Source organism: Bombilactobacillus bombi (genome assembly GCF_003522965.1).
In the GTDB taxonomy this organism is placed as follows: Bacteria; Bacillota; Bacilli; order Lactobacillales; family Lactobacillaceae; genus Bombilactobacillus; species Bombilactobacillus bombi.
In genome coordinates this window covers 81,214-103,870 of sequence record NZ_CP031513.1, presented here as the reverse complement: position 1 = coordinate 103,870, position 22,657 = coordinate 81,214, and the positions used below count along the sequence as shown (strand labels likewise).

General features: G+C 36.7%; 20 protein-coding genes and 6 tRNA genes. 2 read left to right on the top strand and 24 right to left on the bottom strand.

Going from position 1 to position 22,657, the window contains the following annotated elements; genetic code table 11:
• Positions 1–105: 105 nt before the first annotated feature.
• From DS830_RS00475 to pth, 18 genes are all read right to left on the bottom strand, one after another.
• Positions 106–179 (bottom strand) — tRNA-Pro (locus DS830_RS00475).
• Positions 180–188: 9 nt separating this feature from the next.
• Positions 189–260 (bottom strand) — tRNA-Gly (locus tag DS830_RS00470).
• A gap of 28 nt (positions 261–288) precedes the next feature.
• A tRNA-Arg gene (locus tag DS830_RS00465) sits at positions 289–362 on the bottom strand.
• A gap of 3 nt (positions 363–365) precedes the next feature.
• Positions 366–451: transfer RNA gene (locus DS830_RS00460), tRNA-Leu, on the bottom strand.
• Between the two features lie 11 nt (positions 452–462).
• Positions 463–534: transfer RNA gene (locus DS830_RS00455), tRNA-Gly, on the bottom strand.
• Positions 535–567: 33 nt separating this feature from the next.
• A tRNA-Lys gene (locus DS830_RS00450) sits at positions 568–640 on the bottom strand.
• A gap of 100 nt (positions 641–740) precedes the next feature.
• The gene (gene lysS, locus DS830_RS00445; protein ID WP_118907898.1) at positions 741–2,237 is read right to left on the bottom strand and encodes a lysine--tRNA ligase; all 1,497 of its coding nucleotides are present in this window, start codon (positions 2,235–2,237) and stop codon (positions 741–743) included.
• Positions 2,238–2,249: 12 nt separating this feature from the next.
• On the bottom strand, positions 2,250–3,242 hold the full coding sequence (dusB, locus tag DS830_RS00440) for a tRNA dihydrouridine synthase DusB (protein WP_118899517.1): 993 nt from the start codon (positions 3,240–3,242) through the stop codon (positions 2,250–2,252).
• 65 nt (positions 3,243–3,307) lie between these two features.
• The gene (gene hslO, locus DS830_RS00435; RefSeq protein WP_205526789.1) at positions 3,308–4,192 is read right to left on the bottom strand and encodes an Hsp33 family molecular chaperone HslO; all 885 of its coding nucleotides are present in this window, start codon (positions 4,190–4,192) and stop codon (positions 3,308–3,310) included.
• Positions 4,193–4,282: 90 nt separating this feature from the next.
• Positions 4,283–6,397, bottom strand: a complete 2,115-nt coding sequence (gene ftsH, locus DS830_RS00430) for an ATP-dependent zinc metalloprotease FtsH (protein ID WP_118907896.1) — start codon at positions 6,395–6,397, stop codon at positions 4,283–4,285.
• Positions 6,398–6,464: 67 nt separating this feature from the next.
• Positions 6,465–7,001, bottom strand: coding sequence for a hypoxanthine phosphoribosyltransferase (gene hpt / locus DS830_RS00425; RefSeq protein WP_118900394.1), 537 nt, complete (start codon positions 6,999–7,001; stop codon positions 6,465–6,467).
• A gap of 7 nt (positions 7,002–7,008) precedes the next feature.
• On the bottom strand, positions 7,009–8,334 hold the full coding sequence (gene tilS, locus DS830_RS00420; protein ID WP_118907895.1) for a tRNA lysidine(34) synthetase TilS: 1,326 nt from the start codon (positions 8,332–8,334) through the stop codon (positions 7,009–7,011).
• 37 nt (positions 8,335–8,371) lie between these two features.
• Positions 8,372–8,785 carry a S1 domain-containing RNA-binding protein gene (locus DS830_RS00415; protein ID WP_118907894.1) on the bottom strand — a complete coding sequence of 138 codons (414 nt, stop codon included), beginning with the start codon at positions 8,783–8,785 and terminating at the stop codon, positions 8,372–8,374.
• Between the two features lie 17 nt (positions 8,786–8,802).
• Positions 8,803–9,195: an FtsB family cell division protein gene (locus DS830_RS00410; RefSeq protein WP_118899526.1), complete on the bottom strand. Its 393-nt coding sequence runs from the start codon at positions 9,193–9,195 to the stop codon at positions 8,803–8,805.
• A gap of 74 nt (positions 9,196–9,269) precedes the next feature.
• Complete coding sequence (locus DS830_RS00405) at positions 9,270–9,512, bottom strand: RNA-binding S4 domain-containing protein (protein WP_118899528.1); 243 nt, start codon at positions 9,510–9,512, stop codon at positions 9,270–9,272.
• Entirely contained in the window at positions 9,499–11,043 is a 1,545-nt protein-coding gene (locus DS830_RS00400) for a polysaccharide biosynthesis protein (RefSeq protein WP_118907893.1), read from the bottom strand. The genes DS830_RS00405 and DS830_RS00400 overlap by 14 nt, the downstream gene beginning before the upstream one ends.
• 4 nt (positions 11,044–11,047) lie before the next feature.
• Positions 11,048–14,563, bottom strand: a complete 3,516-nt coding sequence (gene mfd, locus DS830_RS00395) for a transcription-repair coupling factor (protein ID WP_162887459.1) — start codon at positions 14,561–14,563, stop codon at positions 11,048–11,050.
• A 13-nt stretch (positions 14,564–14,576) separates the two neighbouring features.
• A complete protein-coding gene (gene pth / locus DS830_RS00390; RefSeq protein WP_118907892.1) occupies positions 14,577–15,134 on the bottom strand; it encodes an aminoacyl-tRNA hydrolase in 558 nt (185 codons plus the stop codon).
• Between the two features lie 326 nt (positions 15,135–15,460).
• Here pth and DS830_RS00385 point away from each other — a divergent pair, with 326 nt between their 5' ends.
• Together DS830_RS00385 and cbpA are read left to right on the top strand one after the other, a co-directional pair.
• Positions 15,461–16,432, top strand: coding sequence for an L-lactate dehydrogenase (locus DS830_RS00385; protein ID WP_118907891.1), 972 nt, complete (start codon positions 15,461–15,463; stop codon positions 16,430–16,432).
• 206 nt (positions 16,433–16,638) lie between these two features.
• A complete protein-coding gene (gene cbpA / locus DS830_RS00380) occupies positions 16,639–17,301 on the top strand; it encodes a cyclic di-AMP binding protein CbpA (RefSeq protein ID WP_118899535.1) in 663 nt (220 codons plus the stop codon).
• A gap of 59 nt (positions 17,302–17,360) precedes the next feature.
• On the opposite strand, the gene DS830_RS00375 is transcribed toward cbpA, so the two are convergent.
• The 6 genes from DS830_RS00375 to DS830_RS00350 all read right to left on the bottom strand — a co-directional run bounded on the left by DS830_RS00375 (position 17,361) and on the right by DS830_RS00350 (position 22,637).
• Positions 17,361–17,747 carry a type II toxin-antitoxin system PemK/MazF family toxin gene (locus tag DS830_RS00375; protein WP_118907890.1) on the bottom strand — a complete coding sequence of 129 codons (387 nt, stop codon included), beginning with the start codon at positions 17,745–17,747 and terminating at the stop codon, positions 17,361–17,363.
• Positions 17,689–17,952, bottom strand: a complete 264-nt coding sequence (locus DS830_RS00370; protein ID WP_118899538.1) for a ribbon-helix-helix domain-containing protein — start codon at positions 17,950–17,952, stop codon at positions 17,689–17,691. The genes DS830_RS00375 and DS830_RS00370 overlap by 59 nt, the downstream gene beginning before the upstream one ends.
• Before the next feature lie 52 nt (positions 17,953–18,004).
• Positions 18,005–19,111, bottom strand: coding sequence for an alanine racemase (gene alr, locus DS830_RS00365; protein WP_118907889.1), 1,107 nt, complete (start codon positions 19,109–19,111; stop codon positions 18,005–18,007).
• Between the two features lie 2 nt (positions 19,112–19,113).
• Positions 19,114–19,473, bottom strand: coding sequence for a holo-ACP synthase (gene acpS / locus DS830_RS00360; RefSeq protein ID WP_118899542.1), 360 nt, complete (start codon positions 19,471–19,473; stop codon positions 19,114–19,116).
• A 71-nt stretch (positions 19,474–19,544) separates the two neighbouring features.
• Complete coding sequence (gene cshA, locus DS830_RS00355; protein WP_118907888.1) at positions 19,545–21,056, bottom strand: degradosome RNA helicase CshA; 1,512 nt, start codon at positions 21,054–21,056, stop codon at positions 19,545–19,547.
• Positions 21,057–21,272: 216 nt separating this feature from the next.
• A complete protein-coding gene (locus tag DS830_RS00350; RefSeq protein WP_118907887.1) occupies positions 21,273–22,637 on the bottom strand; it encodes a UDP-N-acetylmuramoyl-tripeptide--D-alanyl-D-alanine ligase in 1,365 nt (454 codons plus the stop codon).
• Positions 22,638–22,657 lie beyond the last annotated feature (20 nt).

Here is a 22,657-nt window from a genome sequence, read left to right as displayed (position 1 = left end):
TATATTGATCTTATAGTAGTTAATCTTCCAACTAAAAAACTCAACACATCAAAATTCTAATGTGTTGAGCCTAGTCTTTATTTCCCGATTATTATCGTTAAAAAATCGGGAAAACAAGATTCGAACTTGCGACCTCTGCGTCCCGAACGCAGCGCTCTACCAAGCTGAGCTATTTCCCGAAATAAAAAAGCGGAAGACGGGATTCGAACCCGCGACCCCCACCATGGCAAGGTGATGTTCTACCACTGAACTACTTCCGCAAAAAAGATAACTATTAAATTGTAATAATGCACCCAGTAGGAGTCGAACCTACAACCTTCTGATTCGTAGTCAGACACTCTATCCAATTGCGCTATGGGTGCATATGCCGAGGACCGGAATCGAACCGGTACGGTAATCACTTACCGCAGGATTTTAAGTCCTGTGCGTCTGCCAGTTCCGCCACCCCGGCAAGGTAACAAAAGCGGAAGACGGGATTCGAACCCGCGACCCCCACCATGGCAAGGTGATGTTCTACCACTGAACTACTTCCGCAATATTAAAGTAACTGCACTTATTAGCAGTTAATGAGTCGCGTGGGGCTCGGACCCACGACCCACGGCTTAAAAGGCCGTTGCTCTACCAACTGAGCTAGCGACTCAACAATCATTGGCTAACCAACGACTGTATTATTATAACAACTAAAAAATAAAAATTCAACTCTAAATTTTAAGTTTCTCAATAAACTGGTTAGATTCTCATTATTTGTCTTCTGGACGTAAGGTTGGAAATAGTACCACATCTCGAATAGATGGCGCATCAGTTAACAACATTACCAAGCGATCAACTCCGATGCCTAATCCACCAGTTGGAGGCATGCCATACTCTAAAGCTTCTACAAAGTCATCATCAACACTCTCGGCTTCATCATTACCAGCAGTTCTTTCAGCAGCTTGAGCTTCAAAGCGTTGGCGTTGATCAATAGGATCATTTAATTCAGTAAAGGCATTAGCATATTCATTGCCCAAAATAAATAATTCAAAACGATCAACAAAGCGAGGATCTTTTTCACTTTTTTTAGCTAAGGGTGAAATTTCAATTGGATGTCCATAAATAAATGTTGGTACTTTGATTGTATCTTCAACAAATTCTTCAAAGAAAGCATTAATGATATGCCCAACTTGCCAGTAATCTTCATAATGCACATGGTGTTCATCAGCCAATTGCCGTGCTTGGACTAATGACATTTCTGGCCAAAAATCAACTCCAGTAGCATCCTTAATAGCATCAACCATATGTACTCGCTGGAATGGCTGTGCTAAATCAACATTTTCACCTTGGTAGGTAAATTTTAAAGTTCCTAAAGCCTCTTGTGCTGCATAACGAAAAATACCTTCTGTTTCGTCCATAACATCTTCAAAATTAAAGTAAGCAGCATAAGTTTCTAACTCGGTAAATTCTGGATTATGCTTGGTATCAATTCCTTCATTACGAAAAACTCGCCCCAATTCATAAACACGTTCCATACCACCAACAATCAATCGTTTTAAATGTAGTTCCAAAGCAATCCGTAGATACAAATCAATATTTAAGGCGTTATGATGCGTAATAAATGGACGAGCCGCAGCGCCACCAGCTTGACTGTGTAAAACTGGTGTTTCTACTTCCAAAAATCCATTTTGATCTAAATATTTTCTAATCGCTGAAACAATTTTAGTACGTTTTACAAAACGATCAAAACTATCTTGATTAGCTATTAAATCAAGATAACGCTGCCGATAGCGTTGTTCAACATTAGTTAAGCCATGATATTTATCCGGCAAAGGCCGCAAAGCTTTAGTTAACAAGGTGACGTGGTTTGCTTTTACAGTTAATTCACCCATGTCAGTTTTCATAACTTCGCCTTCAATACCGTAAATATCACCTAAATCAGCCTTTTTGAAAATTTGATAATTTTCTTCACCAACGGTATCTTTACGAACATAAATTTGAATTTTGCCTGAGCGGTCTTTAATATCCGCGAAGCCAACTTTACCTTTACCTCGCTTAGACATCATTCTACCAGCAATTTTAACAGTAATATTTTGCGCAGAAATATCATCTTTATCTAATTCACCATATTTTTGATGCAATTCGTCTGCAGTGGCAGTACGGTCATAGCGATGACCAAAAGGATCAATACCCGCAGTTTGTAAATCTTCCATTTTTTGCCGTCTAACGCGTAGTTGATCGTTCATTTCTTCTTCATTTTTTGGCATTTAAAGTTCTCCTTATCTATTTAATGTTTTGGTACTTAATTTTTCCGCAAAATTATCTAACAAATGATTGACTTCTTGTTGAGTCATAACTTCATTTACTGCTGCTTTAGTCCGAGCAGAACGAGGGATTCCTTTGAGATAATAAGCTAATTGTTGTCTAAATTCAGGCACACCAATCCGTTCTCCTTTTAGTTGAACTAACTTATCTAATTGCTCTTTGGCCGTCTGAATTTTTTGGAACGGCGTAGGCTCTGGCAATAATTCTCCAGTGTCTAAATAATGAGCCATTGCTTTGAGTGCCCAAGGATTACCAATAGCTCCTCTGGCTACCATCACTGCATCGGCCCCCACTTCATCAATCATTCTTTTAGCATCCTGGGGAGTCCGGATATCACCATTACCGATAAAAGGAATTGTCAAATGTTGAGCTACTTCATGCAAAAGTTCCCAATCAGCGTGACCAGTATACATTTGCGCTCGAGTTCGACCATGCATTGCTACCGCATCAGCCCCACCTTCTTGAGCGGCCAGCGCATTTTCCACTGCTAAAATATGATCTTGATCCCAGCCTGTCCGCATCTTTAATGTTAATGGCTTATCAATTACAGACTTAATTGCTTTTACTAAGTCATAAATGCTATCAGGATCTAATAACCATTGTGAGCCAGCACCAGTTTTAACAACCTTTTTAACCGGACATCCCATATTAATATCAATAATATCTGCGGCAGTATGCTCTGCTACATATTTAATTGCCGGAACTAAAGTTTCTTTAGAACCTCCAAAAACTTGGATACTAATAGGATGTTCATTTTCATTAACGTACAACATTGATAGAGTTTTTTTATTATTATATAAAATACCCCGATCACTGACCATTTCACAAATCACAAGACCAGCACCAAATTCTTTCGCAGTCATACGAAAAGAATAATTGGAGATACCTGCCATTGGTGCAACAACTACTTGATTAGGAATCGTAACATTACCAATTTTCCACTCCATTAACTTCTTCCTTTCTCACGGAGCTAATTACTTACATAATAGCAAAGTCATAGCCCTGGTTGCAATTACTTCTCAGCAATAATTTTTTGTAAATCAGTTGATGTAAATTGATATGCTTGACCACAGAACCTGCAAACTGTTTCTGCACCATGTTGTTCAGTGATTAAAGCTTGCAATTCTTTACTGTCTAATCCCGCTAATGAACGTGCGAAACGGGCTTTAGAGCAATCACAATGAAATTCTACGGGTGCTTTTTGTAAAATTTTAGTATCAGTCTGCTTAAATAATTTAGTTAAAATCATTTCTGGTGTAGATTTAATCGTAAAAATCCGTTTTAATGACGGCAATTGGCGGATTTGTTGGATTATCTGTTCACTATCACTAGTTGGCGTATTAGGTAAAGCCTGAATCATAAATCCACCAGCACTAATAACTTTTTGTTTAGCATTTATATTTACTACTAAGCCGATAGCTGCAGGAATTTGTTCTGATTTGGCTAAATAATAAGCATAATTTTGAGCTATATCGCCACTTATTAAGGGCACTTCTCCGGTAAAGGGTTGAGCTAATTTTTGATCTTTGGTGACGCTGAGTCTGCCTTGATTACCAATTAGCTCTGACTGCTTATTATAATTTGTTAAATCAGTAGGAAGATTTTGTAAATACCCCTTCACTTGCCCTTGTGCATTTGCGTCAGCAATGACAGCTCCAATAGGTCCGTTACCAATTAAGCGGGTAGTCAGCATTTCATCATTTTTTAACATTGAAGTACTCAATAATAAAGTTGCAATGAGACTTTCACCCAATATTTGTGTTGCTGAAGGTGTAAGTTGATGGCTTTTTTGAGCCTCGTTCACTAGCCGGGTAGCTTTTATTACATACACGCGGAATTTACTTTGATTAACTAAAGCTTTAATCAAATAATCTTTCAAAACTTTACCTACTTTCAATAAAATAAAAGGTTGAGACTTTCAGTCTCAACCCCCATCAATTATAAAATATTGCAGTGGTAAAAATAACCAAGTTCACTAACAATTATTTTAATCATCATCTTGTACATGATTATCATCACTCACATCATCTGGTTGACCATCTGGATTTTCTTCTAGTGGTTGCGCAGATGTTGTTGCTGTCTCAGCACTGTGACCTTCTTTAGCTTGTTTCTTTTCATCACGTAGCTGAGCAATTTTCTTTGCTTCTTCAAAAGTTGAAGCTTTTTCTGAAGGAAACTCTTCTTGATTTGTAGCTGGCATTTTTCCAGTATTATACAAACTCAAAATTTGCTTTTCATCAAGAGTTTCATACTTTAATAATGCCTCAGCAATAGCCTTATGTTGCTCACGATGACCTTGAATAATGTCAACAGCTGTTTTGTGAGCTTCATCTAAAATCTTCCGAATTTCATCATCAATTACAGTTGCAGTTTCTTGAGAATAGTTAGCCTGTCCATATGCACCGACAGGAGCGCCGCCCTTTTCTAATTGGACCATGCCTAAGCGATCTGACATTCCATATTCAGTAACCATTGCGCGGGCAATTTGTGTTGCTTGTTCAAAGTCATTAGATGCACCTGAGGATTGACTATTAAAGATAATTTCTTCAGCGGTTCGGCCACCCATCAATCCAGCTACTTGTTCCATCAAATCTTTCTTAGTTAACAAATTCTGGTCTTCTTTAGGCAGCATAATTGCGTATCCGCCAGCACGACCACGTGGAATAATAGTAACTTTACGAACAACTCGAGAATCACTTAAAACTACCCCAATAATGGCATGTCCTGCCTCATGATAAGCAACCATTTTCTTTTCTTCTGGGGAAATAATTCGATCTTTTTTAGCAGGTCCAGCAATCACACGATCTTCGGCCTCATCAATATCCGCAGCATCGATTTGCTTTTTATTACGTTCAGCAGCTACTAAAGCTCCTTCGTTGAGCACATTTTCCAAGTCTGCACCAACAAATCCTGGGGTTTGTTGAGCAATAACTTTTAAATCGACATCATCAGCTAAAGGTTTGTTTTTAGCATGAACACGTAAAATAGCCTCACGTCCTTTAACATCTGGCTGTCCTACTAGAATCTTTCGATCAAAACGTCCTGGCCGCAACAAAGCAGGGTCTAAGACATCAGAGCGGTTAGTTGCTGCAATAACAATAATACCTTCTTTACCAGTAAAACCATCCATTTCAACTAACAATTGATTCAAAGTTTGTTCACGTTCATCGTTACCGCCACCAGTTTTACCGTTACCACGTTGGCGGCCAATGGCATCAATTTCATCAATAAAGATAATGGCAGGGGCATTTTTCTTAGCATTCGTAAATAAGTCCCGAACCCGTGAAGCACCAACACCAACAAACATTTCTACAAAGTCAGAACCAGAAATGGAGTAAAATGGAACTTTAGCTTCACCAGCCACAGCACGTGCTAATAAAGTCTTCCCAGTTCCTGGAGGTCCTTCTAAAAGCACACCCGAAGGTATTCTTGCACCTAAAGCCAAATACTTACGGGGATCTTTTAAGAAATCAACCACTTCAACTAGTTCTTGTTTTTCTTCTTCAGCACCAGCTACGTCGGAAAAACGTACTTTGTTCTTTTTAGGGTCAACTGGTTTAGTCTGGGTTTTGCCAAAACTCATAATTTTTCCGGCACCACCACCGCCACCTTGACCAGCTTGGCTCATCATTGAATACAGGAAGAAGAAAAACAGCAAGAATGGCACAATCGTAATTGCTAAATTCAACCACATTCCATTTTGTGACTCTTCATGAGTATTCATTTGCGTCTTGGTCTTTTGTGCCGCTTTACTAATTTGTTGCAGGGAAGCATCATTAGGCAATACAGTTGCTGTGAACTGCTTGGAGTTATTAGCTTGATTAACTCCTCGACCAAATAAGTTCATATTACCGTTAGCACCCTGTGATTTTTCAGCATTTTTCAAAGTACCATTAATTTTGTAAACACCGTTTGATGGTTGAACTGAGAAATTCTTAACTTTATTATCACGTAAATGAGTAATGAACTCACTCGACGTAAAGTTCTCAACTGGAGAAGATCCTTGTCCACCAACAAACCAACTGGTTGCTAAAATTAATAATACAAAAATAATTATATAAAATAGACTGTTATTTCGTAGCCCATTTCGATTATTTTTCAATCTATTTTTCCTCCACGAACATGACTTATTTCTATGTTAACACATTACCACAATAATTCATTGGCTTCTATAAATAAACTTCTGATTTTAAAACACCAATGTAAGGAAGATTACGATAATTTTCTTGATAATCCATTCCATAACCAACTATAAACTTATCTGGACATGTTAAGCCAATATAATCAGCTTGCACAACTTGTTCTCGATGAGCTGGCTTATCGACTAGAGACACAATTTTTACTGACTTAGCCTTACGTGAGGCAAACAAATCCATTAAGGCTTTGAGAGTTTTACCTGTATCAATAATATCTTCAACAAAAACTACATCACGACCAGCTACGGAAACATCTAAGTCTTTCAGAATTTTCACTTCACCAGAAGAAGTAGTTTTGCCATGATAACTAGAAACATCCATAAAGTCAATTTCAACGCTTTCGGGAATTTGACGTACTAAATCTGTCAAAAACAAAATTGCCCCCTTCAATACACAGACAAACAGCGGATTTTTACCATGATAATCACGAGCCAATTGCTGGCCGAGTTTTTGATTAGCAGCTGCAATTTCTGCAGGTGTAAATAGTATTTCTTGAATATCTTGATCCATGCTCATTTTAATCTCCTATTATAACCTCGAATAAATATGGTGTTGGTTTGCATTGATAGCGATAAATTCCCGGAATCCAAACAATCTGATCATCAAATACGAGTATCTTTAATTGATCCCGCTGGATTTGAGGAATTTTTAAATCAATCAAACGCTTTTTTAATTTTTGATGCTGTCCATTTAGCAGTCTTAAATTGTCACCAGCTTGGCGTCTGCGCAAGATAATATTCTGAGGAATTTTATCGAAATAAAAAGTACGCGAATTTTTTTTGGTAACTTGTTTTATTGTAATCTTTTGTTGCCCATTTGCAAAGACCGGTTTATCTAAGGGCAAATTTATCAAATCAGGAGCAGAATTATTAATTTTGACTGGTTGAATAATCAATTTTTGATATGATTTATCAATTGTCCAACCAGCCTTTAAGTCTAAATGTGCTTGGGAACGTTGCAATAAAAACTGCACTTGCTGAAGTTGGCGGTTATTTAAATCAAAGGAAAGTTTTTGGTGTACAACAAATTGAACAAAAAGTGCCACTTCGGGTGGTTGTAATTGTTTTAAAGTCACTAAATCTATTTGCCAGCCATTACTTTTAGCCTGCACTGCCATTGTGGCTAATTGTTGAAAATAATTTAAAACTATTTGTTGTAAAGTTTGATTTTGTGCAGCAAAAACAGCTAAATGCTGATTTAATTGCGGATTTTCATGACGTAATAATGGCAATACCTGATTGCGCAAACGATTGCGCATCGTAATATTTTGAAAATTACTCTCATCGACTGCAAATTTAATATGCTGGCGCTTTAAATAATTTGTTAATTCTACTTTCGAAAAAATTAACAAGGGACGAATAAGTTCTCCCTGTGTGAAAGATCGCTGCGGCAAAATGCCTTTACTTTCCCAAATATTACCACTGCGAATCAATTTCATTAAAATTGTTTCGACCTGATCATCACTTTGATGAGCAGTTACTAACTTATTCAAATGTCGTTGTTGCATAATGTGAGCAAAAAAATTATATCTAAAATGACGCGCTTTGACTTCCATTGCTTCCAAATCATCATCATGCCGCCACTGTGTAGTATGGAAGGGTATTTGGTGTTGCTGGCAAAATTGCCGCACTAAATTCACTTCGTCACTGCTTTGAGGACGCAAAGCGAAATCTACTGTCGCCACTTCGATTGTTCCTCGTAAAGAATGTGGAAGGCATAAAAGCAAGTTTAATAAAGCCATCGAGTCACTACCGCCAGAAACAGCTACTAATAAGCAATCTTGGGAATTAAAAAAATTATTATTTTTAACTTGTTGAATAAATTTTGTTTCTGTTTGATCCATATTAATTAACAAAAAAAGTTCGAGGAGAATCTCGAACCTAACCGCGACGGCCACCACGGCCGCCACGTTTTCCTTCAGTATTTTTTTTCAAGCTGGATAAGCGATCTTGACTTTCCTTCATAAAATCAGCTAATAAATCATCAAAACCTTCGCTGGGGGCTTTTTTAGGTACTGGTTTATGATAATGATTTTGACTTTTATTATGATGACTAGCACTCGGTTCTTGTGCCTGTTTAATCGAAAGTGCAATCTTTCCGTGGTTATCGCCAACAACAACTGCAGTCACAATATCGCCCACACTCAGCTTATCGTGGATATCTTTAACATAGTCATTAGAAATCTGGCTAATATGCACCAGACCACTTTGACCATTACCAATATCAACAAAAGCTCCGAAATCTTTTATTCCGGTAACTTTACCTGTTACTTTTGTTCCTACTGATACGGTCATATTATTTACCTTACTCCTTAAAAATTAAGATTTTTGTTAGCTTCACTGGGAATATTATATATAATCTCACCATCACGAGAATAATTAAAGCGGTAACGAATTAAATTATCTAAATATTCCGGATCATGAAGCTGGCGCACTTGAGCATGTAAATCATTGCTCCGAGAACGTGCATTGTGTAATTTTTGCTGTTGCTGAACTAATTGAGTTTGAGTTTGAGCTTTAATTTGATGAGCTTGATATAATTGTCCGCCAAAAGCTAAGCTAATTCCACCAAATATAAGCATAAGAATACTCGTACGTCGTCGATGTACTTGACGTACCCGCAGTTTAAATTTTTTTTCGGCAGATAAATCGTCATTACTCAAATTTATCGGGCGAATATTATTTGAACGTTGTATCTGCGGCAAAATTAATCCCCCTCAAAAAGTTCTTAGTTTGAGTATAACAACAACAATATGGGCTGTCTAGGGTTTCTTGAGGGTTAATCAAGATTTTTATATAAATCAGCTGCTGCATCTTTTTTGACATTTTCCAAAACTTGTAAAACCTCCACAGCTACTGTTTTATCACCATAGTGAATAGTTATTTGATCACCAACTTGCACATCAGTTGAAGATTTTGCTGTTCTGCCATTAATATCTATTCGGCCTTTATCAGCTATTTCTTTAGCTAATGTTCGTCTTTTAACTAAACGCGATATTTTTAAATACTTATCTAAGCGCATGCTTTCCTCCTAACATTTTTAAAATCCATGAGCCACCCGGAACTAAATCCCACTCATCTAGAGTCAATAGCTGCCAGTGATAACTTAAAATTACCACAATTAACACGGCTAAGACAATAGTTAAACTGACTTCCCAAAGAGCTGTTAGACGGGTCAATGGCTCAATCAAACGCCAAAACATGGACAATACTGCTACAAAACCAGCCAAAAAAAGCATTATTAAGACTAATTTTTTCAAAAAACCTCTTTGGATTAAAATCTTTTGTAAATTACGGCTGGCTTTATAATATAACAAGACAGCCAATAAAAAACTCGCTAATAATGTAGCTATACTAGCGCCCAATGGGCCTAAATGCGGAATTAACCACAGATTAGCAGCCCATTTCAATACTAAAACTAAAAACAATTCCCTAAAATTTTGTTGGTGGTAATGCTGCGCTTGCATGATAGTGTTAAGCACCATAGCATAAGCCACAAACACTACTGACAACACATAAATCGCTAATGTTAGACTTTGGCGACTATTTTGGAATAACAAGGTATTAATCTGAGGCATAAGTACTGCCATACCTACGGCACTACTAGCTGCTAAAGTTAAGGTCACATGTATAGTACTAGATATAATAGTTTGTTGCTTAGCTGCTGGTCGTCGGCTTAATTGCGGTAAAATCGCAGTCGCAAATGATATCGCTACTACAACGCCTAATTGAGCTAACGGCTGTCCGCGATCATAAATGCCTTTCAGAACTTGCGGATTTGTCCAATTATTTGACGATAATAATTTATACATTGTAAACGAGTCAATTGTCTGAAATAAAACTAACAAACTTCCAAATAAACTAAACATTAAACCTTCTGTAATAAATCGTTTACCCAGGTTAATTAAATTAGGCTTCACTGTAGGAGCAGCATTTGTCTGTGGCAACTTAAAACTAACCAAAATAATTAAAGCCGTTAAAGCTCCTACTCCGGATCCTGCATGGGCCCAAGTACTCATTTGGTAATACTCTGTAGGTAAAGTGACAGCAGCAGCAATAATAATAATAACTCGAACTATTTGTTCACTTACCTGTGATAAAGCTGTGGGTAACATTTGAAAATCTGCTTGATAAATACCGCGATAAACTGCTTCTAAAGGAGCTAACAAATAAAACCAAGATAAGGCCTTGATCAAGGGTGCTAAGCGGCTATCTCCCATCCAACTGGCAAGTGGAAATGCCAAGATTTTTAAGACTACAGCACCTAATATTCCTAAAATTATTGCCCCTATTAATAAATAACGACGGTTGTTGCTGCTTTGCTCTGAGCTTTCTGCTAATACTTGTGAAACAAACATTGGAATGCCCGTTAAAGCAACTGCAGTACATAGCCCATACAATGGATAGACCTGTTGATAAACGTAAAATCCTCGATCCCCTACTAAATTTTGCAAAGGCACTCGATAAAAAGCACTCAAAATTTTGGTAATCAAAGACGAAACTGATAAAATCCAGGTTCCTTTAATCAAGACTTGTGCATTATTATTTTTCATAATTTTATTTTTCAGTTACAGGCTCAAGTGTCTGATTCCAGTGTTGTAATAATAGTTCCAATTGTTTCCAATAATCGGGATGTTTGGCAATATCCAAAGTAATCACAAAATAATCATGCTCATTAGCTACTTTAGCCTTCATCGAAGTTAAAGCCAAATCCTTAAAAATACGCTCACCACTTAAATATTGATTGGCCGCTTGACTAAAGGTCAGTATAATTTGCTCATCTTGCTGCTTAATTTTATCAATTAATGCAGCATCTGCTAATAATTTTAAGCGGGTTACTTTTAATAAATTAGCTACTTCTAGTGGATATTTACCAAAGCGATCAATTAACTCCTGTTTTAAATCAGCTACTTCAGCTACCGATTTAGCTTGTCGCATGCGTTTGTACATTTCAATCTTTTGCCGTTCATCAGCAATATAATTAGTTGGAATATATGCCTCTAAATCTAATTGAAGCTGAGCATCTGTTTGTTGCGCCTGTTGATTTTGTCCTCGTTTTTTCGCAACGGCTTCTGAAAGCATCTGCGTATACAAATCATATCCCACAGAATCGATAAAGCCGTGTTGTTGTTTGCCTAAAAGATTACCAGCACCACGAATCGCTAAATCTCGCATAGCAATCTTAAAGCCAGAACCTAATTCTGTAAAGTTTTTGACTGCTTCTAAGCGTTTTTCTCCAACTTCACTTAAGGTTTTGTCTTTTTGATACATAAAATAGGCGTACGCTACTCTACTTGAACGCCCAACCCGGCCACGCAATTGATACAACTGTGATAAACCGTAGCGATCTGCATTCTCGATAATTAAAGTATTAGCATTAGAGATATCCACTCCCGTTTCAATAATCGTTGTAGTAACCAATACATCATAATCGCCATTTAAGAAGTCCGTCATTACACCTTCTAGTTGTGCTTGCGTCATTTTACCGTGTGCTACTGCAATATGTGCATCAGGAGCTAACGTTGCTAATAAATTAGCAGTTTGTTCAATATCTTCAACACGATTATGCAAGTAAAATACTTGGCCACCGCGATTTAATTCCCGTTCAATCGCACTGCGAACTACATCATAATTTTGCTCCATAACAAATGTTTGAATCGGATAACGATTGGGTGGAGCTGTTTCAATAACTGACAAATCACGCACACCCATCATGGACATATTTAAAGTTCTTGGGATTGGTGTTGCTGTCAGTGTCAGTACATCAATTTGTGATTTTAATTGTTTTAAACGCTCCTTGTGTTTTACTCCAAAACGCTGCTCTTCGTCGACAATTAACAATCCTAAATCCAAAAATTTAACATCTTTAGATAACAAGCGATGGGTACCAACAACTATATCGATTTTGCCTTCAGCTAAATTCTTTTTGATTTCTCGCTGCTGAGCTGGCGTTTGAAAGCGAGTTAAAATAGCTGTTTCTACTGGAAAATCAGCAAAACGTTCTTGCATCGTTTGAAAATGTTGTTGTGCCAAAATTGTTGTAGGTACTAAAAAAGCTACTTGTTTGCCATCATTAATGGCCTTAAAGGCTGCTCTTAAAGCTACTTCCGTCTTGCCAAAGCCAACATCGCCTACTAACAATCTATCCATAGGGTGGGGACTTTCCATATCGCGCTTCACTTCAGCAATACTTCGTAATTGATCCGGTGTTTCCACATAAGGAAATTGAGCATCAAATTGATTTTGTAAGTCATCATCTGCTGAAAAAGCATAACCTTCCTCAGATTCACGTTTTGCATACAATTGAATTAATTCATCAGCAATATCTTCAATATTTTTTTGAACACGTTGCTTGGTTTTATGCCATTCAGTACCACCTAGTTTATTTAATTTGGGAGCTTTGCCTTGCGCTGAGACATATTTTTGCACCATATTTAGCTGAGTCACTGGAATAAAAAGCTGCCCTTGGTCGCGATATTCAATCGTAATATAATCCTGATGTTTGCCATCAACTTCTAACGTTTGAATACCTAAAAACTTACCAATCCCATGATTGACATGAACCACATAATCGCCCGGTTTTAAATCGGTATAACTTTTGAGACGCTCAGCATTACTCATATTTGCTCGATGATGATGCCGTTTAGGTTGCTTATTAAATAGCTCTTTTTCCGTAATTACTACTACGCGCTCATCAGCTAATTCAAAGCCAGTATGCAAGCCACCCGCAACTAATTGTGTCTGTCCCATTTTAATATCATCTAGTGTAGTAGTCAGGGCTTCAATTCCAAAATCAGCTAAAGTTTGTTGCATTTTTTGTAGGCGTGCTGCAGCACTAATTAAAAGAATGACTGTTGTTTGTTGTTTTTGCCAACGTTCAATTTCAGTTTTTAAAAGCGGTAAATTACTAAAAAATTGCTGTACCGAACGGCTGGTGATATTAACTAACTGTTCCAAACGTAAATGTCCGCGACTACGTTGGAATAAAGATAAGAATACCTTACCTTGAACAATCGCTGCTAGTGATTGCGTAAATGTCCAACGAAAACTCAAATTAGGCAAAAGCTTTCCTGCTTCAAATTGGCCACTAAACCAGGCCGCATTTTCTTCATCATTAGTTCGATCTTGTTCTTGAATTCGATCGTAGTCATCAAAAATTACAAACCCTGTCTTACTCAAATAATCAGTTAATTTGGCGGGTTTTTCATACAAAAAATCCGTATAGGCACCTAAATTATCTACTCGTTGACCGGCTAATAAACTATCAAGATCAGCTTGATAATTTTCTTGCAAATTCTTAATAATTTGTTGATCTTTAACTTTTTTTATGTGCTCTGCTAGTGCTTGCTGAACTTGTTGTCCTACTAGATGCAATCGCTCGGAGCTAACAATTTGATCACTAGCAGGACTCAAAGTTATTTCGTCAATAGTTGCTTGACTTCGTTGAGTTTCTGAATCAAATTCATGAATGGCATCTATTTCATCGCCAAAAAATTCTATCCGCAATGGTTGATCCCGTGTTAAAGGATAAATATCAAAGATATCTCCTCGAATTGCAAATTCTCCTGGACTAGAAACTAATGAATCCCGCCGATAACCCATCGAAATCAACTGATCAGGTAATTGCTCTAATTGCATTTCTTGACCAACCTTGAAGTGTAAGTGACTATTGGTGAAAGTCTCCATAGGGGGCAAAACATACTCCAAACCTGCAATAGAAGTAATGACAACTCCTGGCTTTTGTTCACGCAAAAAATCCAGCGCACTCAATCTTTGACTTAGTGATTCGGGTGAACTAATGGCAATTTGTGTAGCAATAGAAGCCTCTAACAAAAATAACTGCACTTGATTACTAGGTAATAATTGCCCTAAATCATCTGCTAATTGACTGGCATGATATGAATCAGGTTCGACAACTAAAAGCGGTTGTTGCCTTTCATTTATTAAATTTACTAAAAATAAAGTTTTAGCAGAGCCAGTTAATCCAGTGAGCATTTGCTGCGTTTGGGGAGCTAACTGCTTAATAAAATCTTGTATTTGCTTATTTTGGTTTAAACAATCAATTAATTGCAATTTGTCCTCCTCATTAATTGAATTGATTCATAGTTTGTTCAAAATTATTGTTTTCAACCCAATTTTCAATTGCTGCTGCTGCTTGATCAATGCCTGCTAAAGCCAAGGGCTGCTCTTCTTTAGTAAAAGGTGTCAACACCCAGTTAACAACCTGCTTGCGTGCTGGATGACCAATGCCAATTTTTACTCGTTTAAATTCATTAGTACCAGTTGAAGCAATAATACTTTTAATTCCATTGTGTCCACCAGCTGAGCCCTTTTGACGTAAACGTACTTTGCCAATTGGTAAATCCAAATCATCTTGAATAATCAAAATTTCCGCGGGCAAAATTTGATAATAGCCCATTAATAATTTTACTGCATAACCTGAATTATTCATAAAAGTAAGCGGTTTAACTAAATAAATCGTTTCTCCTTGGTATTTAAAGCGTACATCAATCGCTGAAAATTCATTTTTAGTTAAACTAACTTGATAATATTCAGCCAACTTATCAATTGTCATAAAGCCCATATTATGCTTGGTTTGATCATAACTTTGACCGGGATTACCTAATCCAAAAATTGCTTTCATTTTCATCATCCTAATTTATCAAATACAGTAATTATACTTGTTCTTACTTTAAAAAAACTATCTAAAAACACAAAAAAGCAACTTTTATATCATTACATTATGATATAAAAGCTAACTAGCAAATTAAAAACACCAATTGATGCTTACCGATTATAACACATATTGATTGTTATAAAATTTTCTAACTCTGGTTTTTAATGTGAAGACTTTTGCAAACAGCATTTAAATTTGCAAAAAATAACAGCGTTTTCATTATTATATTAGTGAAATTTATGATAAAATAAACTTGTACAAAGGATTTTTATAATTTGAAGGGAGTAATATTTATGTCAAGTATTACTGATAAGAATCATACTAAAGTTATTTTAGTTGGTGATGGCGCTGTTGGCTCATCATTTGCTTATGCAATGACTTTACAAGGCGTAGCAAATGAAATTGGTATTGTCGATGTTGTTAAGGATAAAACACGTGGTGACGCGCTAGATTTAGCAGATGCTACCCCTGTTACTTATCCAACACATATTTATTCCGCTGAATACAGTGACGCTAAAGATGCTGATATTGTTGTTATTACCGCTGGTGCTCCACAAAAACCTGGTGAAACACGTTTAGACTTAGTTAACAAAAATCTTAACATTTTAAAATCCATTGTTAATCCGATTGTTGAATCTGGATTTAATGGTATTTTCTTAGTTGTTGCTAACCCTGTTGATATCTTGACTTATGGTACTTGGAAGTTATCTGGTTTTCCAAAAGAAAGAGTTATCGGTTCCGGAACTTCTCTAGATACTTCACGTTTACAAAAATTTGTTGGTCAAGAATTAGACCTTGATCCTCGTTCTGTACATGGATATATGTTAGGTGAACATGGTGACAGTGAGTTTGCTGCTTGGTCACATTTAACAGTTGGCGGTTTAACAATGGCTGAATTACAAAAAATCCATCCAGAACTAACTGATGAAAAATTACAAGAAATTAACGATACAGTAGTTAATGCTGCTTATGAAATTATCAACACTAAAGGTGCTACTTATTATGGTGTTGCTACTGCTGCCGCTCGGATTTGCAAAGCTATCTTAAAAGATGAAAATGCGATCTTGCCATTATCTGTTTATATGGATGGCCAATACGGTGTTAACGATTTATACATTAGTTCTCCAACAATTGTCAATCGCAACGGTGTTCGTCAAATTTTGGAAGTTCCATTAAATGATGATGAAAAAGCTAAAATGGCTAATTCAGCTGCTCAATTAGAAAAAGTTGCTCGCGATGGTTTCAAAGCAACTGGTATTGAATAATTTTACTTGTGTTTAATCTAAAAAGCTGGGACAAGATTTTGTCTCAGCTTTTTTAAATAGATTTATGCAATTTTACCAGTAATTGAGTTTTTCATTTTAAATAAACAGCTAATAATTAAAAATAATTAATTATTTTAAACTAAAACTTCACATAGCTAGAGTATTTATGATATGATTTTCTAAGAATATACAATGAGGTAAAGCCAATGCTAATTAAATCTTTAGTAATGAAAAAACGTTTTTTAACTACTGTTAAAGAATCAGTTACCCTCCAACAAGCGCTAGATATTCTTGAAGAAACTGGTTTTCGCTGTGTACCAATACTTGATGAAACTGGAACTATTTTTCGGGGAAATATTTACAAAATGCATATTTACCGCCATAAATCCCGTGGTGGTGATTTAAATTTACCGGTAACTTATCTTTTGAAAAATGCTACTAAAACTATTCCTATCAACGCCCCCTTCTTTAAAGTGTTCTTTAATATTAAAGATCTTCCTTATATTGCTGTGCTCGATGAAAATAGTCATTTTTATGGTATTTTAACTCATACAAAATTGTTAAATATGCTTTCAGAAGCTTGGAATGTGCATACTGGCAGCTATGTTTTAACGGTTATTTCTTCGGGACAAAAAGGCGAACTAGCTGAAATGTCCAATATTATTAGCAAAGAAGTGAGCATTGCTGGTTGCCTAACGCTGGATGCCCGTAAAAATGCTTTGGTACGTCGTAATTTGTTTACTTTACAGCCCAATGTAACTACTGAGCAATTACAGCTAATTGTGAAAGAATTAGAACAAAATAATTATCGCGTATCAGAAATTGATGATTTACAAAAACAAACTATCTTAGATCAAATTCCAGAATAATATCTCTAAACCAAAAAGTGACCTAAACAAAGACTGTTTTAGGTCACTTTTATTATATATTAAAGATGGATACTTACTTTTAAAGCTTTATCAACATCATGCATTTTAGCTGCCGACAAAGTGGTGACTTTTTCCTTTAAACGCTGCTTATCAATTGTTCGAATTTGTTCTGTTAAAATAACAGAATCCTTGCTAAATCCATCAGCAGTAGTAATTCCCACATGCGTTGGCATTTTAGGTTTTTGAATGCGGCCAGTAATAGCTGCAACAATAGTTGTTGGACTGTATTTGTTACCAATATTATTTTGTATGACTAACACGGGACGCATACCACCTTGCTCTGATCCAACTACTGGTGATAAATCAGCATAAAATACATCGCCGCGTTTAATTAATGTAACCACTACTTCGTCTGTCAGCCTCCTGTTCACAAATTGAAAAAGCATCACTCAACTCTTCGTTGATATCTGCCATATCCAAATAACCATGGATTAATTGAGCAGCAAAGTTACCTTCACGTTGAAAAAAGTTCAACAATGCTTCATCAATTACCCAATTAACATCACAAGCATTTTCATCACTATACTTTTGCAACCGATCAACAACATCAGCATCTAAACGTACTGAAAACATTTTTTGTGCTTCGGCCATGGTTAATTCCCCCTCCAGGTAGTTTCACCATTAATATAACATCAATGAGGGATTAATTCACGTACTTTCGCACAATTCGATCGGATAAATTGCAAATGATTTCATAGTTGATAGTATCACAAAACTCAGCAGCTGTTTCCACACTTAAATTTGTTTGTTGGTCTGTACCAATCAAAGTCACTTTAGTTCCCAGCGGATACATTTTGGGAACTTTTATCATCATCTGATCCATACAAACACGTCCAACGATAGGGCATAATTGACCCGCCACAATCACAGAACTGCCACTCATTCTCCTCAGCCATCCGTCTGCATATCCAATTGGTAAAGTGGCGATAGTTTCCGGTTCAGAAGAAGTATAAGTTGCACCATAACTGATACTTTGACCAGCTGGAACTTTTTTAATATGCACAATTTCGGTTTGTAAAGTTAAGGCTGGTTGTAGTTCATACGGAGCAGTTAAAGCTGTCCCTGACGGATTTAAACCATAAAGCGCAATACCGAAACGAATCATATTGCTCTGGCAATCTAAATGCCATAAGGAAGTAGCAGAATTAGCACAGTGCACATATTTAAATTTTAATGGCAAATTCGTAGTTAATTGCTTAAATTTTTGTACTTGCTGATGGAAATACTTTGTATCTGCTTCATCAGCAGTTGCAAAATGTGTAAAAATCCCTTCTGGAATTATTAACTCTTGTTGTTGGATAAATTCACAAGCACTAACAACCGCATCATGCTGAGTAAAACCAATCCGTCCCATCCCCGTATCCAAAGCTAAATGAATTTTTAAGGGCTGGGTTAACAATTCTATTGCTTGTTGTAACCACTCTAAAGTCGCAACTGTCAATGAAATATTCATTTGTGCAGCTAGTTCAGCTTGTTGCACTGGAGTAACTCCCAAAACCAAAATGGTCTCTTGCAAACCAGCCTGTCTTAATTCGAGCGCTTCATCTAAAGTGGCAACACAAAACCCATCAACGCCTACTTCACTAACTGTTTGAGCAACTGCAACTGCACCATGACCATAAGCATTAGCCTTTACAACTGCAAAAATAGCTGTCTCATCATTGAGCAATTGACGTTCATGCAAAAAATTATTTTTAATGGCTTGCCGGTCAACAATAATCTGCGTTGGCCGATGAATTGCTGGTTTCATAACTAATCTGCTCTTTTCTCGAGAATAACTTCTGTCAACACGTAATCAGCAGTATGTGAAATCGAAATTAAGACTTTTCCCGAATACAGCTGTTGTTCAATGTATGGCTGACCTTGTTCATCATTTAAAACAGTCAAATCCTGGAATTTCACTTTGCCAATTCCGGTTCCTATCGCTTTACTAAAAGCTTCCTTGGCAGAAAAACGTCCTGCTAAAAATTCTTTTTGACGTTGACCAGTATATTGGTTATAAACTGTTATCTCAGCTGGCGTTAAAACTCGCTGAATAAAGCCTTTGGTCCGCAAAGAAGCCTGCCACACCCGCTCAATTTCTGTAATATCTATACCTAATCCTTGAATCATGATTTTTGCTCCAAACAAAAACGTCGTTGAAGTTTAGAAACTCCAACTACGTTTTATAATATCACAAATTCTTAATCTTTGGTTCGAACAGTATAATTTCGACGCCGACGTTGAGTAGAATGATTTGCACGTCCATGTGAATTATCTCGACTAGCACCATGATTGCTATTGCGATTGTTGCCACCACGACGATCTGAACGATAATTGTGATGTCCACCGCGACCATGACCGCGATTAGAACGATTATCGCCCCGAGAATGTCTACTTGGCAACGGACGTTCTGGAGTAATTTTTACTGGAATCGCCTCAGGATCCTTACTTAAATTCTTTAACAACAATTGTGCTAACACTAAAGGATCATATTCTTCCAATAATTCTTGTGCTGCTGGGGCAAATTTATCTAGCTTGTTATTAGTAGCTTGTTGTGCAATTTCTTGTTTAGCAGCTTCTAATTGTCCAGTTAAAGCCTCAGCATCAGTTGGAGGTTTTAGTGGCAACATCCGCACATTAGTTAGTTGTTCAATTCCCCGCAAATAACTCATTTCATTAGGTGAAACAAACGTTACAGAAACACCTGAATGGCCTGCACGTCCTGTTCTCCCAATCCGATGAACATAACTATCAGGATCTTGAGGAATATCATAATTATAAACATGACTAACCCCAGATATGTCTAAACCACGTGCAGCTACATCAGTAGCAACCAAATAGGTTAATTTTCCTGTTTTGAATTGATGTAAAACACTCATCCGTTTTTGCTGAGACAAATCTCCATGAATGCCTTCAGCGTTATATCCGCGTGCCTTTAAACCACGTGTTAATTCATCAACTCGTCGCTTAGTACGGCCAAAAATCAAGGCTAATTCAGGCTTTTGAACATCAAATAACCGTGTCATGGTATTAAACTTTTCATATTCTTTGGAACGAACCATATACTGTTCAATCTTATCAGCTGTTAATTCTTTAGATTTTATTTTAACAATCTTGGGTTCATGCATAAATTTCTCTGCAATCCGCATGATTGGCTTAGGCATTGTTGCTGAATAAAGTAAAGTCTGATGTTCTGAAGGCACATTTTCTAGAATGCTTTCAATGTCTTCTACAAATCCCATATCCAACATTTCATCAGCTTCATCCAAAACTACCTTTTGAACATGTTCCAATTTTAAAGTATGGCGCTTAATATGATCTAATAAACGTCCGGGAGTTCCCACAACCACTTGCGGATGCGCATGCAACTGTTTAATCTGCCGGCGAATATCAGAACCACCATAAACTGCAATAACTTTTGAATGCCGATATTTACCTAATCGCTGTAATTCTTCTTGTGTTTGTACAGCTAATTCACGTGTGGGTGAAATAATTAAGGCTTGAATATTGGGATTTTGGACATCAATTTCTTGTAATATCGGTAAACCAAATGAGGCAGTTTTCCCTGTACCTGTTTGGGCTTGTCCAATCACATCTACACCCGACAATACTAACGGAATTGTCTGGGCTTGAATTGGTGTTGCTTCACTAAAGCCTGCGTCAGTTACTGCTGAAAGCAGACTATCATCTAAATTAAGTTCGTTAAATTTCAAAAATATCCTCCTAGATTTTGTGAAAGTTTGTCACAAAACCGGTGTAAATACTTTCAAATATAACCGTCTTGTAATTCAATTTTTATTTTTCAGAAACTTTCACTAGTTATTAACTTTAACATTTTTTGCACCTAAGATAAAGCAATAAACACGTTTTTTTAAACAAATATGATTTTTACATCAAATTTTAGAGATTTTAAAATCCTAAAACATGCATTATTTAACTAACGCTTGTAAAACACGATCCAAATGCAGACCATTGCTGGCTTTGAGTAAAACTAAATCTGTTGGTTGCAGATCTTCTTGTAATTTTTCTATTAAATCTTCCATTTGACCACTTTTAAAGTAATACACTGGCAAGCGTTCAGCTAAAGCCTTTTTTAAAGATTGCATTAATTCACCATACAAATAGACGGCCGCAATTTTTTCTTCACTAATAGCCTGTCCAATTTGGGCATGTAAATATGCTGCTTGTTGTCCTAATTCCAACATATCTCCTAAAACTAAAATTCGTCGTCCAGTAGTCGGTACTTGGCTAAAGTTATTAATTACGTCAATCATTGCTGTTGGATTAGCATTGTAAACATCACTTAAAATTTGTGCTCCATTGGTAGCTTGAAGCCACTGTGTCCGATTTTTAGTTGGTTGAAAATGTTCCAAAGCCGTCTTAATTTGAGCAAATTCGACTTGATAGCAACGCCCCACCAAGATAGCCGCTAGTGCATTGTCAACATTATAATCTCCTAACATTGGTATCACTATTTGTTGTTGTGGATCAATATTAGTACTAAATGTTGTTTGCTTTTTAGCTGGCATGATAGAAGCAATAGTCAAATCATTTTGAGCTGATTGACCAAAGGTTAATTGCTTTTGTGTAATATTACGAGCTCGCTGTCTTAAAAGTGGCTCATCGCCGTTATAAATGAAAGTTCCCGTTGTTTTTAATGATTGGGTGATTTCCATTTTCGCGTCAGCAATTTTATCACGAGTACCAAAAAATTCGATATGAGCTTCCCCAATCATAGTAATTACCGCGACATCTGGTTGCACCAATGCTGACAACGCTGCAAGTTGCCCCGCGCGGTCCATTCCCATTTCCACTACCAAAATTTGGGTATCAGCAGTCATAGATAATATCGTGATGGGTACACCAATTTCATTATTGTGATTAGCTTGAGTTTTGACGACTTGATATTTTTGTGCTAAAACTGCTGCCGTCATATCTTTAGTTGTTGTTTTGCCATTGCTGCCAGTAATAGCTACTACTTGCGGGTTAATTTTATGCAAATAGTAATAACTTAATTTTTGTAAGGCAGCTAATGTATCTTTAACTACTAAGTAATTGTTAGTCACAGTTTCAGGGACAGGATGATCTTGTTGCCATAAAGTTGCACTAGCTCCATTATCAAAAGCAGCCTGGACAAAATCATGACCATCACGCGCAGCAATTAAGGGAACAAATAAAGAACCTGCTGTTGCTTTACGACTATCAAAAACAACATTAGTGATAATTGAATCAGTAACAATTAGTTTAGTATCTATCCCTAATGCTTGCGCAATTTCTGTTAAATTCATCTGCATAATTATTACTCCTAAAATTA

Excerpts from the sequence above, each read along its gene's own strand:
- cbpA (WP_118899535.1), top strand. The coding sequence starts at position 16,639 with ATGCTAATTAAATCTTTAGTAATGAAAAAACGTTTTTTAACTACTGTT.
- pth (WP_118907892.1), bottom strand. The coding sequence starts at position 15,134 with ATGAAAGCAATTTTTGGATTAGGTAATCCCGGTCAAAGTTATGATCAA.
- DS830_RS00405 (WP_118899528.1), bottom strand. The coding sequence starts at position 9,512 with ATGCGCTTAGATAAGTATTTAAAAATATCGCGTTTAGTTAAAAGACGA.
- DS830_RS00375 (WP_118907890.1), bottom strand. The coding sequence starts at position 17,747 with ATGCTTTTTCAATTTGTGAACAGGAGGCTGACAGACGAAGTAGTGGTT.
- alr (WP_118907889.1), bottom strand. The coding sequence starts at position 19,111 with ATGAAACCAGCAATTCATCGGCCAACGCAGATTATTGTTGACCGGCAA.
- acpS (WP_118899542.1), bottom strand. The coding sequence starts at position 19,473 with ATGATTCAAGGATTAGGTATAGATATTACAGAAATTGAGCGGGTGTGG.
- lysS (WP_118907898.1), bottom strand. The coding sequence starts at position 2,237 with ATGCCAAAAAATGAAGAAGAAATGAACGATCAACTACGCGTTAGACGG.
- tilS (WP_118907895.1), bottom strand. The coding sequence starts at position 8,334 with ATGGATCAAACAGAAACAAAATTTATTCAACAAGTTAAAAATAATAAT.
- hpt (WP_118900394.1), bottom strand. The coding sequence starts at position 7,001 with ATGGATCAAGATATTCAAGAAATACTATTTACACCTGCAGAAATTGCA.
- dusB (WP_118899517.1), bottom strand. The coding sequence starts at position 3,242 with ATGGAGTGGAAAATTGGTAATGTTACGATTCCTAATCAAGTAGTTGTT.
- DS830_RS00385 (WP_118907891.1), top strand. The coding sequence starts at position 15,461 with ATGTCAAGTATTACTGATAAGAATCATACTAAAGTTATTTTAGTTGGT.
- DS830_RS00370 (WP_118899538.1), bottom strand. The coding sequence starts at position 17,952 with ATGGCCGAAGCACAAAAAATGTTTTCAGTACGTTTAGATGCTGATGTT.
- DS830_RS00350 (WP_118907887.1), bottom strand. The coding sequence starts at position 22,637 with ATGCAGATGAATTTAACAGAAATTGCGCAAGCATTAGGGATAGATACT.
- DS830_RS00400 (WP_118907893.1), bottom strand. The coding sequence starts at position 11,043 with ATGAAAAATAATAATGCACAAGTCTTGATTAAAGGAACCTGGATTTTA.
- DS830_RS00415 (WP_118907894.1), bottom strand. The coding sequence starts at position 8,785 with ATGACCGTATCAGTAGGAACAAAAGTAACAGGTAAAGTTACCGGAATA.